Origin of the sequence: Acetobacter sp. DmW_125128 (assembly GCF_008704325.1) — a bacterium.
Classification (GTDB): Bacteria; Pseudomonadota; Alphaproteobacteria; order Acetobacterales; family Acetobacteraceae; genus Acetobacter; species Acetobacter oryzifermentans.
This window is the reverse complement of the sequence record NZ_VHOP01000019.1, coordinates 32,035-48,887: the sequence shown is the minus strand read 5'-3', so window position 1 is coordinate 48,887 and position 16,853 is coordinate 32,035. Positions and strand designations below refer to the sequence as shown.

14 protein-coding genes are annotated in these 16,853 nt (G+C 56.5%); 6 read left to right on the top strand and 8 right to left on the bottom strand.

The annotated features are described in order from the left end of the window. Nucleotides 1-9: 9 nt before the first annotated feature. Together FKW19_RS07885 and FKW19_RS07880 are read left to right on the top strand one after the other, a co-directional pair. Nucleotides 10-351: a DUF1491 family protein gene (locus FKW19_RS07885; RefSeq protein WP_089178738.1), complete on the top strand. Its 342-nt coding sequence runs from the start codon at nucleotides 10-12 to the stop codon at nucleotides 349-351. A 129-nt stretch (nucleotides 352-480) separates the two neighbouring features. Continuing rightward, nucleotides 481-1,716, top strand: coding sequence for an OmpA family protein (locus tag FKW19_RS07880; RefSeq protein ID WP_170315302.1), 1,236 nt, complete (start codon nucleotides 481-483; stop codon nucleotides 1,714-1,716). 104 nt (nucleotides 1,717-1,820) lie between these two features. Here the strand turns inward: FKW19_RS07880 and cysK are convergent, their stop codons facing one another. After that, complete coding sequence (cysK, locus tag FKW19_RS07875; RefSeq protein WP_162870719.1) at nucleotides 1,821-2,822, bottom strand: cysteine synthase A; 1,002 nt, start codon at nucleotides 2,820-2,822, stop codon at nucleotides 1,821-1,823. 138 nt (nucleotides 2,823-2,960) lie between these two features. Between cysK and FKW19_RS07870 the strand changes: the two genes are divergently transcribed. Next, nucleotides 2,961-3,410, top strand: coding sequence for an Rrf2 family transcriptional regulator (locus tag FKW19_RS07870; RefSeq protein ID WP_006116249.1), 450 nt, complete (start codon nucleotides 2,961-2,963; stop codon nucleotides 3,408-3,410). Nucleotides 3,411-3,535: 125 nt separating this feature from the next. Here the strand turns inward: FKW19_RS07870 and FKW19_RS07865 are convergent, their stop codons facing one another. After that, a complete protein-coding gene (locus FKW19_RS07865; protein ID WP_035354042.1) occupies nucleotides 3,536-4,063 on the bottom strand; it encodes an Ig-like domain-containing protein in 528 nt (175 codons plus the stop codon). 387 nt (nucleotides 4,064-4,450) lie between these two features. Between FKW19_RS07865 and FKW19_RS07860 the strand changes: the two genes are divergently transcribed. The 3 genes from FKW19_RS07860 to FKW19_RS07850 all read left to right on the top strand — a co-directional run bounded on the left by FKW19_RS07860 (nucleotide 4,451) and on the right by FKW19_RS07850 (nucleotide 8,107). Then, nucleotides 4,451-4,975, top strand: coding sequence for a hypothetical protein (locus FKW19_RS07860; RefSeq protein ID WP_035354045.1), 525 nt, complete (start codon nucleotides 4,451-4,453; stop codon nucleotides 4,973-4,975). Between the two features lie 105 nt (nucleotides 4,976-5,080). After that, nucleotides 5,081-7,120 (top strand): DNA topoisomerase IV subunit B, encoded by a 2,040-nt coding sequence (parE, locus tag FKW19_RS07855; RefSeq protein ID WP_006116253.1) that lies wholly within the window; start codon nucleotides 5,081-5,083, stop codon nucleotides 7,118-7,120. Between the two features lie 66 nt (nucleotides 7,121-7,186). Then, nucleotides 7,187-8,107 carry a DMT family transporter gene (locus FKW19_RS07850; RefSeq protein ID WP_089178737.1) on the top strand — a complete coding sequence of 307 codons (921 nt, stop codon included), beginning with the start codon at nucleotides 7,187-7,189 and terminating at the stop codon, nucleotides 8,105-8,107. Nucleotides 8,108-8,132: 25 nt separating this feature from the next. Here the strand turns inward: FKW19_RS07850 and FKW19_RS07845 are convergent, their stop codons facing one another. From FKW19_RS07845 to FKW19_RS07820, 6 genes are all read right to left on the bottom strand, one after another. Beyond that, nucleotides 8,133-9,650 carry a NuoM family protein gene (locus FKW19_RS07845; protein WP_089178736.1) on the bottom strand — a complete coding sequence of 506 codons (1,518 nt, stop codon included), beginning with the start codon at nucleotides 9,648-9,650 and terminating at the stop codon, nucleotides 8,133-8,135. A gap of 118 nt (nucleotides 9,651-9,768) precedes the next feature. Beyond that, entirely contained in the window at nucleotides 9,769-11,709 is a 1,941-nt protein-coding gene (gene mutL / locus FKW19_RS07840) for a DNA mismatch repair endonuclease MutL (RefSeq protein ID WP_089178735.1), read from the bottom strand. Nucleotides 11,710-11,726: 17 nt separating this feature from the next. Further along, entirely contained in the window at nucleotides 11,727-12,257 is a 531-nt protein-coding gene (locus tag FKW19_RS07835) for a DUF3035 domain-containing protein (RefSeq protein WP_019089721.1), read from the bottom strand. A gap of 46 nt (nucleotides 12,258-12,303) precedes the next feature. After that, nucleotides 12,304-12,819, bottom strand: a complete 516-nt coding sequence (gene lspA / locus FKW19_RS07830) for a signal peptidase II (protein ID WP_006116260.1) — start codon at nucleotides 12,817-12,819, stop codon at nucleotides 12,304-12,306. Further along, a complete protein-coding gene (gene ileS / locus FKW19_RS07825; protein ID WP_089178734.1) occupies nucleotides 12,816-15,731 on the bottom strand; it encodes an isoleucine--tRNA ligase in 2,916 nt (971 codons plus the stop codon). The genes lspA and ileS overlap by 4 nt, the downstream gene beginning before the upstream one ends. 172 nt (nucleotides 15,732-15,903) lie before the next feature. Further along, nucleotides 15,904-16,851 carry a bifunctional riboflavin kinase/FAD synthetase gene (locus FKW19_RS07820; RefSeq protein ID WP_006116263.1) on the bottom strand — a complete coding sequence of 316 codons (948 nt, stop codon included), beginning with the start codon at nucleotides 16,849-16,851 and terminating at the stop codon, nucleotides 15,904-15,906. Nucleotides 16,852-16,853: the final 2 nt, after the last annotated feature.

Genomic DNA, 16,853 nt, shown 5'->3' with positions numbered 1-16,853 from the left:
GCAGGATATATGGCACCCCCACCCCGCCTTAAAACCGATATCATGGCCCGCGCCATACTCCGCCAAAGCGGGCAAGATGGCCGTTCCGCCATGCTTTTGCGCAAGGGAGACCCAGATGCAGGTGGCATTCTGGTGGTGTTGGCGGCGCGCAACGGTTCTGGCGTGGTTTTAAGCCAGACCCGTACACCAGAAGGTGAACCCGCATGGCTGCGTGCAACAGGTAATACGCCTGTTGATGCGGAACAGATTCAGAAGTTTATAGAACGTCAGGTTAAGTTTGACCCCGACTTATGGGTTCTGGAAATTGAATCGGACAGCTTCAGCCCTTCGTTTGAAGCAATACTGCTCTGATACAATTTGCTTAATTGTGGCTTATCGCACACGCCTGCGGCATTTATTACACATAAAACCCGTCTGTTTGTGTCAACTGGCCGTTCTACCTGTTGCACACTGGGCAACTTTACAGCAAAGAAGGCAAGCATGTGTGCCTTCGTACTATTAGATGCGATGCCGGACGTATCGCGCGACTACTGCCATAGCAGGGAGAAGACCATGAAGCCGCGCCAGAAATTGCTTGCGCAAACGCTGCTTTCTGCGCCGCTGGCCGCGGGGCTTCTGTTGTGTGCTGCCGTAACCGCAAAAGCCCAGCCTGTGCAGGGGCTTTATATCGCGGGTGAAGGTGGTGCTACCTTTAACCAGGATCAGCGCGTACGTACGTCCGCCCAGTTTCCTGATGGGCGAGACCGCTGGCGCACTGGCGCTGCGGGTATTGGCTCCATCGGTTGGGGCTTGGGCAACGGCTTTCGTGTGGAAGTTGAAGGTGATTACCGCAGCATGGGCTACCAGCGGTTTGTTACCAACACCTTCAACAGCCGTGCAGATGGCCGCCGCCAGACTTATGGCGTTATGGCCAATGCCCTGTTTGATCTGGATGTCGGCAAGCCGTGGCTGTTTCCGTATTTTGGGGCCGGTATTGGCTATGGCTGGACCGCCATGCGCACATCCGTAACCGCACCGGGCAACCAGCTTGCAGAAAAAATGGGCGGCACGTTTGGCAATTTTGCCTATCAGGGCATTTTTGGCCTCGCCTTCCCCATTCCGTGGGTTGTTGGGCTATCTGCCACAGCGGAATATCGGTTCTGGACAATGCTTGGCCCGCAATCTCATGGCGCAACGTCATGGGGCACTATTGGCGGCACTATCAACAGCATCAACCAGACGCACCCGTATCAGTTCTCTAGCGGGCATCACGATACCAAAACCGATTTTAACCACACCCTCATGCTGGGGCTGCGGTATGAATTTAATCCGGCCCCACCCCCACCACCGCCAGCACCTACTATGGCCGCACCGGCCCCAGCGGCTGCCCGCAGCTATCTGGTGTTCTTTGATTGGGATAAATCCGATCTTACAGACCGGGCACGTTCCATTGTTGGCGTAGCAGCGCAGGCAGCCGCCCATGTGGCGCTTACGCGCATTACGGTTTCTGGCTATACGGATAACTCCTCCGCCCATCCTGGCCAGAAAGCTGGTGAAGAATATAATATGCGGCTCTCGCTCCGCCGTGCAGAAGTGGTGAAAGCCGAACTGATGCGTGACGGCGTACCGGGCACCACCATTGATATTCATGGATATGGTGAAACACATCCGCTGGTCACAACAGGCCCCAACACCAAGGAAGCCCAAAACCGGCGCGTGGAAATTATTTTCCGCTAAACGATCTGCTTCAGCTTTACAGCTTCAAAAAAAGCCCGTTGGCCATATGGCCGAACGGGCTTTTTTGTAGCTACCGGGCCAAATCTGACCGCTGAGAACCGACCTTACAGGCCGGTAAACAGAGGGGTGGACAGGTAGCGTTCAGCAAAGGAAGGCGCAATGGCTACAATGGTTTTACCTTTGTATTCATCCTGCACAGCCAGTTGTAACGCTGCGTGCAAAGATGCCCCAGAGGAAATACCTACCGGAATACCATCCAAACGGGCGCAACGGCGCGCCGCCGCAATGGCCTCACGCTCTGAAACAGTGATGACACCATCCAGCAGCTTTGTATTCAGCGTGGCAGGGCAAAAACCGGGGCCAATACCCTGAATACCGTGGGGGCCGGGTTCATCACCATTCAGAATCGCACTTTCCGCCGGTTCTACACCAAAAACCTGTAGCGTATTGCAGCGGGGTTTGAGGGCTTCTGCAATGCCGGTGGCCGTGCCGCCAGTGCCAACACCGGCCACAACCACATCCACCTTGCCTGCGGTATCTACCCAGATTTCCTCTGCCGTGGTGGCGGCATGTACTGCGGGGTTTGCCGGATTATCAAACTGATCTGGCATCCACGCATCTGGGGTTTCGTTCAGAATTTCGTTTGCGCGGGCAATGGCCCCGGCCATCCCCAAACGTGCGGGCGTAAGCTCTACCTGCGCATCCATCAGGCGCAGCATACGCCGCCGCTCAATAGAGGCCCCTTCTGGCATGGTTACAATCAGCCGATAGCCCCGTGCAGCAGCTACAAACGCCAGAGAAATGCCCGTATTGCCCGAAGTGGGTTCAACCAGCAAAGTACGGCCCGGTGTAATCAGGCCCTTGCGTTCAGCATCCAGCACCATAGCGGTGCCGATTCTGTCTTTTACAGAACTAAGCGGGTTAAAAAACTCCAGCTTCAGCAGTACGCGGGCTTTCAGCTCATCTTCCTGTGTCAACCGTGGCAACGCAACAAGCGGCGTGCCCCCCACCAAATTAAGGACAGACTCGTAAACCCGCCCTCTGGGTGCAGCAAAGCCGTAATCCGCTTTTTCCTGCGTTGATGCTGCCATTAGAAGTTCTCCCATGTCTGTTTTACAATTCTCAGACCCATATAATACGAATTTATAGCGTAGATAAACCATATCTGTGCTGCTATACTGAACATAAGATCTGGAAATAAAACATCATCAACCATACCCCAACCAAGACAGGGACTGTTTTGCATGATCCTCCGTCGTGATAGAGCCATGACCGCCGTTCTTATTATGCTGGATGTTGCGTTTCACGCCGGGCGTTCCGGCACGGTAAGTGCTGCTGATATTGCAGAACGCTCCGAACTGGCGCGCCGTGGCATAGAACCACTGCTTCAGGCTCTTTCTCGTTCTGGTTTGCTGGAAAGCATTCGTGGCCCACGTGGGGGCTATCGGCTTGGCCGCCCCCGGCGCGATATTGCCTTGGTGGATATTATTGAAGCCGTACTGAACACAGATACCGATGCCAATGATGGCCCGCAGGGTGCGCTTTTCCAGAAAGTTCTGGCCCCGTGTTGGGATAAATTTGATCAGAAGCTCATCACGCAGATGGGCAAAACCACACTGGATGATCTGGTTAAACAGGCAGAATCCGCAGGGCTGAAGCGCCCATTGGCTGAACCTATTACATTTTCCATTTAGTTTTTATCCTGCCCATCTTGCTGCCGGGTTTTGCCCGGCACATCAGAGCATAAAAAAAAACGGTGCTCCATTTCTGGAACACCGTTTTTTAATTCTATCACCCAAAAACTGGGTAGCAGGGCAAATTAACGCTTACGCGTAACAGCCTTACGCACCACTGCTTTCTTTTTAGGAGCTTCTGCGGCAGGTGCCGTTACAGCCGCGTGCGGAATCACCACACCCGTTGCATCTACCTGCGCCGTCACTGTCAGGCGTGTGCGCTGCTGACCGGGGCCGGGAATAAGGATAACCGTAAACTTATCCTGCCCAGCATAGCCCAGTGTGGGGGTGTAGGTAACATGCGTATCGCTATCCAGCGTGTACAGGAACGCCTTGCCGTGCTCTGGCGCAGGAGAAACCCCAAAGGATGCATACGCCTTGCCACCGGGCTGATCTACCAGCACTTCACACAGACCATCATCAGACCGCACGGTCATGGTGGTGGAAAGTGAGCCATCAGCCTCTTTCTTGATAGGCGTTGTGCTGCACACGGCAGACTTTTTAAGGTACCCAAAGGGATTGGGGGACCCGATATGAATAGGGCCGCCCGTTGTTGCACAGCCGGCAAGCATCCCACCAGTTAGCGCCAAACCGGCAATTCCTCGTAAGCGCACTCGACAGCTCCGCTTCTGTTGTATCAATTAAACTTGCAATCTCTTCTGCACGCTTCGGGGCTGAATGGAAAGAGGCCCAAACCGGGCATCTGCCCCTACCCACAAAGCATGATTCGCATTTGCCTTTAAAACATCCCGCAGCAGGAAGGAAGAGGCATACAGCACACGTTGGCAGCTTGTGGCGTATCAACATCCACACAACTGCGCGAAAACATCTTTTAACCGCAAATATTCTGCTAAACAGAGCGGCCTATTTTTCCAACTTTTACGCCAAAATAACATGCTGGTTTATCCGCAACCACCAAAGCAGGCAGAGGGTATGAAAAAATACCAGTTTCTTTCTTGCGTGAATGCGGTATTCCCTTTCCAGCATCTGTCGGAGGTACTATGTCCTTTTCCCGTTTCCTTGCCGCGGGGGTTCTTGCCGCGGGCGTTCTGCACAGCTCGGCTTCCTTTGCCGCCAGCGAATGTGGCCACTCCCCTGCGCACGAAGCCTTTAACGTGCAGGGCCTAAAAAGCGAACTGATGGTTACCGCACTGTCTTGCGGTGCGCAGGATCGCTACAACGCATTCGTGGCCAAGTTTCGCACCACCCTCCTGCGGGAAGAAGAACGCCTGAACGGCTACTTCCGCACCACCTATGGCCGCCGTGCCCAGCAGGAGCATGATGATTACATCACGCAGTTGGCCAACGTGCAGTCTGAACGTGGCCTGCAATCTGGCACCATTTTCTGCCAGCAGCGCCTTGCCATGTTTGATGAAGTGAATGCACTGGAAAGCGGAGAAGATCTTTCCAGCTACTCCGATGCCAAGGACGTCACGCAGCCTGCTTCCTTTGAAACATGCGCAGCGCCTTCTGCTTCCCGTTCTACGCACACCACAACGCGCCGCCGTACCACACGCCGCGCATAAAAAGCCCGCTGGTAAGGGGGCTTTGGCTAGGAAGCAGTTAAAAGCTTGCCGCCCCCTCACCACTACGCTTGACGAATCAGCGCCAACGCGGGACAGATTTCTCGCATGAGCGATCTGTTTTCCAATACCCCGCCAGCCCGCAAATCCTCCACCGGCAAATCCCGCGATGCCAAGCCGGGAACGCAGGCAGACTCTGCACAGGCCTATGATGCCAGCGCCATTGAGGTTCTGGAGGGGCTGGAACCCGTACGCCGCCGCCCCGGCATGTATATTGGCGGTACGGATGAAAGTGCGCTGCACCATCTGGCAGCGGAAATTCTTGATAACGCCATGGATGAAGCCGTGGCGGGCCATGCCAACACCATTGATGTGCGGCTGGATACAGAAAACCGCCTGACCATTCGGGATAACGGGCGCGGTATTCCGGTGGACCCACACCCGCGCTTTCCCGATCGTTCTGCGCTGGAAGTTATTCTTACAACCCTGCATGCCGGGGGTAAGTTTTCTGGCAAGGCTTACGCTACATCTGGCGGTTTGCATGGGGTTGGTTCTTCCGTGGTGAATGCGCTTTCCACCCGCATGGAAGTGGAAATTGCGCGTGATCGCACCGTATGGAAACAGGTGTACGAACGCGGTAAACCCGTAACAAAGTTGGAAAAAGTAGGCGCAGCGCCCAACCGACGCGGCACGCAAATCAGCTTTCAACCTGATCCTGAAATTTTTGGCACACATGTATTTGTGCCTGCCCGCCTTTACCGGCTCTGCCGCTCCAAGGCGTTTCTGTTCCGTGGTGTCACTATCCGCTGGTCGTGCGATCCTGCGCTGATCAAGACAGGAGATGAAACACCCGCAGAAGCCACCCTACACTTCCCCGGTGGGTTGGCAGACAGCCTTACGGATGAGCTTGGCCCCAAGGCCCCACTCCTTACCCCTCTGTGGGCTGGCGAGGCACCTCTGCCGCCAGCAGCAGACGGCACAGATAACGGCAAGGTGGAATGGGCCGTGGCGTTTTTAGAAAACGGCTCGGCCTCTCTGGTGTCTTACTGTAACACCATCCCCACCCCGCAAGGCGGCACACATGAAACCGGCTTCCGCAACGCGCTGGTAAAAGGCCTGCGCGCGTGGGGAGACCAACGCTCCATCAAAAAAGCCTCCGCCATTACCGCAGAAGATGTGCTGGGCATGAGCGCAGGTCGGCTTTCCGTGTTTATTCGTGATCCACAGTTTCAGGGCCAGACCAAGGAAAAACTCACCTCATCCACCGCCAGCAAGCTGGTGGAAACGGCTTTGCGAGACAGGTTTGACCACTGGCTGGCGCAAAACCCGCCACAGGCCGATACGCTGCTAGGCTTTGCCATAGAACGGGCAGAGGAACGCCTACGCCGTAAGGAGCAAAAAGAGACACCGCGCAAAAGTGCAACGCGCCGCCTGCGCCTGCCCGGCAAGCTGACGGATTGCACCAAGGAGTTTGCCCCGGATACAGAAATCTTTCTGGTGGAGGGCGACTCGGCTGGTGGTTCTGCCAAACAGGCCCGTAACCGTGAAACACAGGCCGTTTTGCCCTTGCGCGGTAAAATTCTAAACGTTGCCAGCGCCACGGCAGAAAAATTGCGCGGGAATCAGGAACTGCGCGATCTGATTGAAGCATTAGGCTGTGGATCGGGTGATAGATTCGATCTTTCCAAACTGCGCTATGGCCGCGTGATTATCATGACCGATGCAGACGTGGATGGCGCGCACATTGCCTCGCTGCTCATGACATTCTTTTACCGTGAGCTGCCAGAGCTTATCCGCAACGGGCACCTGTATCTGGCCCAGCCCCCGCTCTACCGCCTGACACAAGGCGCGAAATCGGTTTACGCCATGGATGATGCAGACCGTGACCGCAAAATGAAAACCGAGTTCAAGGCGCGTGGCAAAATAGATGTGTCCCGCTTTAAAGGGCTGGGGGAAATGCCGCCGGGGGATCTAAAACAAACAACAATGGACCCCAAACGCCGCACGCTGCTGCGCGTGATCACCCCGCAGGAAGACAGGCTGGCAACACGCCAGCGGGTGGAAAGCCTAATGGGCCGTAAGCCAGAACTGCGCTTTGCCTTTATTCAGGAACACGCAAGCACAGTGGATGATCTGCTAGATGTTTAACCCGCTCTCCTACGTGGTAGGCGGGCCGTATGGCTTGGGGCTTGCACATCTGCCACATGGGCGTGCATGACAGCAGCCCCTTCTTCTGCCTCTCTGCCCCTTCGCACACGCCTGCTGGCTTTATCCCAATTGTTAACCAGCATGCTGTGCATTCAGTTTGGCTCTTCCCTCGCCAAATCCATTTTTCCGGTATTTGGCACATCTGGCGTTGTGGGCCTGCGCGTCTGCCTGGCAGCATTTATGCTGGTGCCGTTTTTTAGAAGCTGGAGGTTTCTGTCCGTCCATGTTCTGCGGCTGGTCATCCCTTACGGGTTGGCCATGACAGGCATGAACCTCTGCTTTTATCTGGCGCTCCAACACATTCCACTGGGCACAACTGTTACATTGGAATTTATTGGCCCACTTGTTGTGGCTTTTGTGGGCTCTCGCAAGCTGTCTGATATTGGCTGGATTCTGCTTACCGTGTTGGGGCTGGCACTTGTGCTCAACCCATCTGCATCCACCAAAACCGATTTTGCAGGTGTGGGTTTTGCTCTCATGGCTGCGCTGTGCTGGGCGCTTTACATTCTGTTTGGGCAGCGTGTGGCTGGTAAAGTGCCGGGGGCACATGCCTGCGCACTAGGCATGGCATGCGGTGCCTGCGTTGTCTTTTTGCCCTGCTTTGTGCCTGCGCTGATTATCGGCTTTTCAGCCCCTACCATGTTGGGGCTGGGCGTTTTGGTGGCGTTCTGTTCTTCGGCCCTACCCTATTCTCTGGAAATGCTGGCCATGCAGAACTTGAATGCCCGCGATATCGGCATTCTCAGCAGTCTGGAACCTGTATGCGCAACCGTGGCGGGAGCGGTCATCCTGCACGAAACGCCCTCTCTACTTCAGCTTTGCGGAATTTTATGCGTGGTTGCAGCCTCGGCTGGCATTATTCTCAGCCCCAGCAAACCCAAACAAAAGGCAGTTCCAGCACGAGATGTGCCAGAACTGCCCAACTAAAAACCTGAGCGTGTTTTAAGCCCTATTAGCGGGCGGCCACATGCAAAACAGTATGGCCAGTGGCTGAAGCCACATTGGCAGCGCTACCGTGAATGGCCTGCATGATCACGGGGTCAAACAACCGGGTAAAGCTGCCCGGATGCACACCCATCCACAATGTTACGATAGCCAATGGGGCCAGCACGGCAATTTCTGCGGCGGTTAGATCTCGCAGAAGGCTTACCGTGCCTTTTACGCCGCCAAACAGCACCCGCCGATACAGTGAGAGCATGTAAACCGCGCCCATAATCATGGTGCTACCTGCCAGCAGCGCCACCCAGAAGGAAACATGCACAGCGCCCATAAGCACCAACAATTCCCCAACAAAGGACCCGGTGCCCGGCAGCCCTACATTGGCCATTGTAAACAACATGGCCAACAGCGCCAGCACCGGCATCTGGCGCGCAACACCGCCCAGTGCATCAATCTGCTGGGTTTCTGCCCGCCATACCACCGCTGCCACGCAGAAGAAGAGCGCTGCGATCACCACCCCATGAGAAAGCATCTGAAAGATTGCGCCATCAATACCTTCTGCCGTGAGCGTAAACAGCCCCACGGCAATCATGCCCATGTGGGAAAAGGAGGAATACGCAATCACGCGCTTCATGTCTGTTTGGGCAAAGGCCACAAAGGCTGCGTAAATAATAGCCACAACACCAAGAGCCAGCACATAAGGCGCAAACAGACGCACTGCATCGGGGAACATCAGCACCCCAAAGCGTAACAGCCCATAAGCGCCGGTTTTGGAAAGCACGCCAGACAACATGGCCGAAGCTGGTGTTGGGGCCTCGGAATACGCATCTGGCAGCCACGCGTGCAGCGGAAACAGCGGCAGTTTGACACCAAAAGCCAGCAGAAAGGCCAACAGCAACCACCCCTGTAAGGGCTGGGAAAAACCTGCGTGCATGAGGGCTGGAATATCCGTGGTGCCTGTTTGCAGCCACATGGTGATAAGCCCCACCAGCATGAACAGCGAGCCACCAAACGTAAACAGAAAGAACTGAAGCGAGGCCCAAACGCGCTTTGGCCCACCCCAAACGCCAATCATCAGGCTACCGGGGATAAGCGTTGCTTCGTAAAACACGTAAAACAGTAGCATATCCTGGGCAGAAAACAGGCCGAACAAGGCTGTTTCCAACGCCAGCATGGCAGCTACAAACTGCCGCCCCTGTGTTTGCACGCTACGCCAGCCTGCCCCTAACGCCAATGGGGTTAAAAACGCTGTTAGCAGAATAAACACCAAGCTGATGCCATCCACCCCCGTATGGTAGGAAATACCGTAATCCCCCATCCAGCGCAGGCGTGTTTCAAATTGCAGGCCGGGCTGAGTGGGATCAAACTCCAGCCACATCAGCACGCTAAGGCCAAGGGTGATCAGGCTGCTCCACAGCCCAACCCACCGGGCTGTACTATCTTGCTGCTCTGGCCTGCCGGGGGCAAAAAATGCCACCAATGCCGCAACAAGAGGAAGATAGGTTATGAGCGAAAGCAGGATGGGCTGCACGGCATCACCACCATTCAGGTTACATGAAGATGCTGCAAACCTGCTCTTTTTTGCGGGCTGACACCAGCAGGTGGGCGTTCACGTTCAGCCGATCACACCACGCAGAACAGCCATATTCTTAACGGCGGCCAAACAACTTTTCGAGATCAGCCTTGCTCAGCTTCAACCACGTGGGCCGCCCGTGTGAGCATGTGCCTGCACGGGGTGTTTCTTCCATCTGGCGGAGCAGCGCGTTCATTTCCTCCACGCTCAGCCTGCGCCCGGCCCGAATACTACCGTGGCAGGCCATGCGGGCAATAACGGCATCTAACCGCCCATCAAGCGCTGCCATTTCATCTGGCGCACCGTTTTCATCCGCTTCCAACTCATCTGCCAGATCACGCAGCAGGTTTACGGCATCGCTACTGCGCAGCATGGCGGGCAAGGCTCTTACCAAAACGGAGTCGCCGCCAAAGGCTTCAATTTCCACACCCAGTTTTTCCAGCGTGGGCTGACGTACCAACAGCAGTTCCACTTGCACGCGGGGCAGATCCACCACATCGGGCACCAACAAACGCTGCGCCTGCACATGCCCGCTTAAAAACTGCGCCCGCAAACGCTCATGCGTTAGCCGCTCATGCGCTGCGTGCTGATCCACCAGCACCAAACTGCCATCTGCCGCTACGGCCAGAATATATGTGTCCAACACCTGCGCAATTGCCGCACCCAAGGGGTGATCTGCTGCTACTGATGGCCCAGAGACCCCATCCATCACATATGATGATGCAGCTTGCCCGGTTGTTGGCGTGTTGACTGCTGAGGCATCCCACCCAGCGCTGGGAGAAGACATGGCAACAGGCGGTAAAGTTCTGGCGGCCGGGGCATCACCAAACTGCAACCGGCCTTCTGCAAAACGCACACCTTCTGGCGTTGGGGTATGAAACGCGGGAGCAGGCATAGGCGGCGCAGCCCCTTTTTCTGGCGGATACCAAATACGGGCTTGCCGTGGTGCAGAAGAAAGCACAGGCCGCACGCCCACACTGCCAGCCCCATGCTCTAACGCACGCTGAATGGTGCCAATAACCAAGGAGCGCACGCCTGCTTCATCCGCAAAGCGCAATTCTGTTTTAGCAGGGTGCACGTTTACATCCACCCGATCGGGCGGCACCGTAAGCATAATTGCCACCACGGGGTGCCTGCCGGGTTCGATCACACGCCTATAGGCCACGCGCACGGCGGTTTTAAGCACTGGGTCCACCACAGGGCGGCCATTCACCAGCATGAACTGCCCATTAGCCGTGGAACGATGCACTGATGGCGGGCAGATAAATCCGCTTAGGGTCATACCATCGCGTTCCCCAGAAATTTCCAGAAAACCATCGGCCTCGCTGGCATCTAACAAGGCGGCAGAACGGGCAGCCATATCCTGCGCGGGCAGATCAAATAGCACGCGCTCATCCAGCACAAAGCGAAAGGCCGTTTGCGGCACAGCCAAGGCCAGACGCCGCACCACGTTTTCAGCGTGTCGGCCTTCTACGCGCGCGCTTTTCAGAAATTTGCGGCGGGCAGGCGTGGCAAAAAACAGGTCTTCCACCACCACGCTGGTACCCGGTGCTCCGGCTGCGGGTTCAACGGGGGAAACCTTGCCGCCTTCTACCCTAATCCGCCACGCGCCGCTTTCTCCTTTTGGGCGGGAAGTTATGCACAGCCGCGCCGCCGCGCCGATGGAGGGCAAAGCCTCCCCCCGAAAACCGAGCGTGCTGATATGCACCAATGTTTCATCACGCAGTTTGGATGTGCAGTGCCGATCTACCGCCAAAGCCAGATCATCGGCGGACATGCCCACACCATCATCTGTAACGATAATGCGGTCCACACCCCCGCCCGCGAGAGAAACCTCCAGCCTGCGGGCACCTGCATCTATCGCGTTTTCAACCAGCTCTTTCACTGCTGCGGCGGGGCGTTCTATGACCTCACCCGCAGCAATGCGGTTGACAATAACCTCTGGCAGCCGCCGCACATGGGGCAATGTTTCGGGCTGGTTTGTATCCATACCGGGTTCAGCAAACAGGCCGGACATGCGTCAGACCTTTCCGATCAGAACAGACCGGAGCCTTTAGGGTGCTGTGTAGGTGTAACGCCTTTGGTGGGTGAATTGCCCAAGGCTGCATTGGTTTTCAGGCGGCGGTTTTCTCCATCCGCATCCACGACGCCCCCGGCCTTGCCGCCTTTCCAGAACATCAGTTCCTGCACAAAGCCCGAACCGGCTTCACCCAGTTCTCCCCGGTCTGGCGCATCCGATGCCTCTGTGGCTTCATTCACCAAAATGGTCTGGCCTTCACTGGTATCACCATTTGTGCCGCGCAGCGCCACATCGGGGGAAAGTGTTTCCAGCGCCTGCAGGCGTTCACTTTCATCCTGCCTGCGATCATCACCCTTTGAGGGCTTTACCAGCTCATCTGATGGCGGCATGGAAAGCGGAGCACGGGTTGTAACCGTGTATTCATCCGGCAGGCTGCGTTCCAGCCCGAAAGCACGGGCGGCTTCGTTTCCTGAGCAGCCACTTAGCAAAAAGCAGCCGCCAAGAAGCAGCAGCGGAGAAATCAGTGTCGAAACACGGCGCGCCATCGTCTGCCTTCCACTCATCCTGAAAAAACACCCAGCCCTTTGGGGGTTACCCGGTTTTTACGTTGTCTTGTTGCTGCCCGCCTGCCAGAAAATTCTGCACCAGCAGCATACATACGGCGCATACTATAGCGGAATCTGCCACGTTGAATACATACCATGACCACCCAAAAGCGTGGGCATGCAGAAAATCCACCACGGCCCCATAGCGCACACGGTCCATAACGTTGCCAATGGCCCCGCCTGTAATGGCCCCAACGCATGCAGCGGTTAGTTTGCTGTGGGTGCGAAAAATCCATACCAGCAGGCAGCAGGCCACGGCCAGCGCAATGGCGGAAAATACAATCCGCCCTGCCCCGCCAAGGCCGCCAAACATGCCAAAAGTAACGGCGTGGTTCCATACCATAGTGAAGTTAAGGAACGGCAGCACTTTAACAGAACCCCGTGCGGGCAAATCCAGCCCGTACAGAATCCAATATTTACTCAGTTGATCTGCTGAAAGAGTAAGCATCAGCATCAGCAGGCCAAGGCCTGCCGGACGCAGCATGAAGGGGCGAGAACTCACGCGCCCTCCTGCCCTGCGCGTGGGCCGCCCTGTTCTTCCACCACATCGGCGCAGCGCAGGCACAAGCCTGCGTAATCATCCCGGGTGCCGGTTTCTGGCAGAACCTTCCAGCAGCGCACGCATTTTTCACCGTCCGCAACCTGCACAACCGGGGCACCATGCAGCGTGCCGCCTTCATCACCTTCCACGTAAATGGAGGAAGACGTGGGGTCCACCACCACATCCACGTGGGAGACAATGGCCAGTTCGCTCCAGTTTACACCAGCAAACAGTGCAGCTTCTTCCTCAGAAAACGTCAGTTCAACCTGCGCCTGAAGGGAAGAGCCAATAATGCCTTCGCGCCGGGCGCCTTCAATTTCCGTGGTAATGATACGCCGCACGGAACGGATACGCGCCCAGCGTTCATCCAATGCCGGGTCATTCCATTCTGCTGGCAGTTCAGGAAATGCCTGTTCATGCACGCTCTGATCTGGCCCAAAGCGGGATGTCCATGCTTCTTCCGCCGTAAACACCAGCACGGGGGCCAACCATGTTGTTAAGCACCGGTGCAGGATATCCAGCACTGTGCGGGCTGCGCGGCGTGTGGGGTCGGAAGGCGCATCGCAATACAACGCATCCTTACGGATATCAAAGTAGAAAGCAGACAGATCCGTGGTGCAGAACCCATGCAGGGCCGGATACACACCCACCCATTCATGCGTTTCCACCGCGCGCGCAATCAGGCCGCCCAGTTCTGTTAGGCGATGCAGCACCCAGCGTTCCAGCTCTGGCAGTTCAGCGTAAGGCACGGCTTCTGCTTCTGTGTAGCCATCCAGCGCACCCAGCAGCCAACGCAACGTGTTGCGCAGGCGGCGGTAAAGTTCACCCTGCTGTTTGAGAATTTCCTTGCCAATGCGCAAATCATCATTGGTATCGGAGTTTACCACCCACAGGCGCAGCACATCTGCACCCAAGCTGTCATTCACATCCTGCGGGGCAATCACGTTGCCGAGGGATTTGGACATTTTGCGGCCTTGTTCATCCAGAACAAAACCGTTGGTAACGACTGCTTTGTAAGGTGAAACCCCGCGCGTGCCGACACTTTCCAGCAGGGAAGACTGGAACCAGCCACGATGCTGGTCTGAGCCTTCCAGATACAGATCGGCAGGAAAGTTCAATCCCGGATGGCCCAGCACGAAGGCGTGGGTGGAGCCACTTTCAAACCACACATCCACAATATCGAACACCTGATCGTAGTCATCCGGGTTCCGATCCGGGCCGAGGAAGCGTGCAGGTTCAGAACTATACCAGGCATCTGCCCCTTCTTCCTGAAAGGCCGCTACCACGCGCTGCATCACATCGGCATCGCGCAGCACTTCGCCAGTGCGTTTTTCAACAAACACGGCAATAGGCACGCCCCATGCGCGCTGGCGGCTAATGCACCAATCTGGCCGGGTGCGGATCATGGATGTTAAGCGGTTGCGCGCCTGTGCAGGCACGAATGTAACATCTTCCAGCGCTTTAAGGGCTTTTTCACGCAGCGAATCTTCACCGTCCATGCGGATGAACCATTGCGGCGTAGCACGGTAGATAACCGGAGCGCGGGAACGCCATGAATGCGGGTAGGAATGCACAATTTCACCACGCCCCACCAAGCCAGCCGGAGCTGTGCCGTTGGCGTTGGCGTGTTCCATCACCGCTTCCAGCGTGGAGCACACAACATCGGCTGCCTTGAACACGTGCGTGCCTGCAAAGCCTGCCACCCACGGAGCGTATGTGCCATCGGCCTGCACAACTTCCGGCACTTCCACGCCGTACATGCGGCAAAGCTGGAAGTCATCCTCACCATGAGAAGGCGCCATGTGCACAAGGCCAGTACCAGCCTCGGTGGTGACAAATTCACCCGGCAACATGGGCACATCAAAATCATACCCGGCGCCACGCAGCGGATGGGCGCATACAGCCCCTTTCAGCGCGCTACCCGGCAGGGTGTAGAGAATATGGTGCGCGGTAACGTGGGCTTCCTGGCAGAAGGCCTCCACCAACGCTTCGGCCACCAGCACCTTTGCGCCGGGTTCAAGCAATGCGCCCTCACCCGTTTCATCCACCCGCAGCACCACGTAGGTAATTTCTGGCCCATACGCCAAAGCGCGGTTACCGGGGATGGTCCACGGGGTGGTGGTCCAGATCACAACAGACACATCCTCCAGCGCATGGGCTGGTGTGGGGTCTCTTACAACCGGAAAGGCCACCAGAATGGTAGTGGATGTGTGATCGTGATATTCAATTTCGGCTTCGGCCAGAGCGGTTTTTTCAACCGGGCTCCACATAACGGGGCGCAGGCCACGATACAGCCGCCCGTTAAGCAGGAACTTGCCAATTTCATTTACAATGGCTGCTTCGGATGAGAAATCCATGGTGGCATAGCGGTTCTGCCATTCCGCCTGCACACCGAGCCGCTGGAACTCCTGCATCTGGATATTCAGCCACTCACCCGCATAAGCCCGGCATTCAGCACGGAATTCCAGCACAGGCACGGAATCCTTGTCTTTCTTTGCCTTGCGGTATTTTTCTTCCACCTTCCATTCAATCGGAAGGCCGTGGCAATCCCACCCTGGCACGTAGCGCACGCCATAACCGGACATGCGATGCGCACGATTGATCACATCCTTGTTGATCTTGTTCATGGCATGGCCAATGTGCAGGTGACCATTGGCGTATGGGGGGCCATCATGCAACGTAAAGACAGGCCGCCCTTCCGCCTGCTGTTTCAGCCGCGCATCCAGCCCGGTTTCTGCCCACTTTTTCAGCCACTGAGGTTCCTGCTTTGGCAGGCCCCCGCGCATGGGGAAAGAGGTACGGGGCAGGAACACCGTATCACGATACAGATCGGCGGGGGATTGGGTGTCCTGGTCGCTGCTGGATGTGGTCATGAGCGGGTGATGTCACTTCAGTTCGGGTTCATGGTCTGGCCCCGCATATGCTGGTCAAACCATCTTGCATTCAGGCTCTTATCAAAAAGGACAAGCGCAGGGTCAAGCATGAACGGCCACATTGCAGCCGCAAAATATATTCTGCCCCATCTGCCTGCGCTTTTATAGAGGGTTATATGCCTGCCAGTTCGGCGTTCAGAACCATGCGTGCCTGCTGCGCATCCTGCGCAATCTGGGCTTTGAGTTCATCCAGCCCGGCAAAACGCTGTTCTGGCCGCAACATTTTGTGCAACGCCACAGAAAGCGTTTGGCCGTACAGATCACCGTCAAAGTCAAACAGGTTCACTTCTACGCGGCTTTCCTGCCCATCGTTAATGGTGGGCCTGCGGCCAATATTGGCCACGCCGGGCCGCGTATAGCCGCCGGGCAGGCGCACCGTTACGGCGTAAACCCCACGGGCGGGCTCTAAATGCCGCCCAAGCGGGATGTTGGCTGTCGGGAAGCCCAGCAAACGCCCGCGCTTATCACCATGCTGCACTTGGCCACGAATAAACCACGGACGACCAAGCTCTTCCGTAGCACGCTCGGGGTATCCTTCCTGCAACAGCCGCCGGATACGGGTGGAGGAATACGGCCCGGCGGCATCTGCCAATGCGGGCACGGATGTAAAGCCCATGCCTAGCTCGCCCGTGCGTTCGGCCAAGAACGTAACATCGCCCCCACGGCGATACCCGAATGCAAAATCTGGCCCACAAGCAACGTGGCGTAGGCACAGGGCATCGTGCAGCACGTCTTCTACAAACCGCTCCGCCGTCATGCGGGAAAATGCTTCATCAAACCCGATCTGGAATACATGCTGCACACCTAACGCCTGTAGGGCAGCAAAGCGCTCATCCGGCAAGCTCAGGCGGAATGGTGGGTCCTGCGGGCGAAAGAGTTCTCGCGGGTGGGGTTCAAACGTTACCACCGCCAAGGGCAGATCTGGCCGCGCAGCGTGGGTGGAATGAACCAGATGGGCGTGGCCCAGATGCACACCATCAAAATTGCCAAGTGCTGCCGCACAGCCGTGCGCTTCTGGCGGAATATCCCGCCAGTTTGTGTGCAACTGTGCTTTCAGCACTT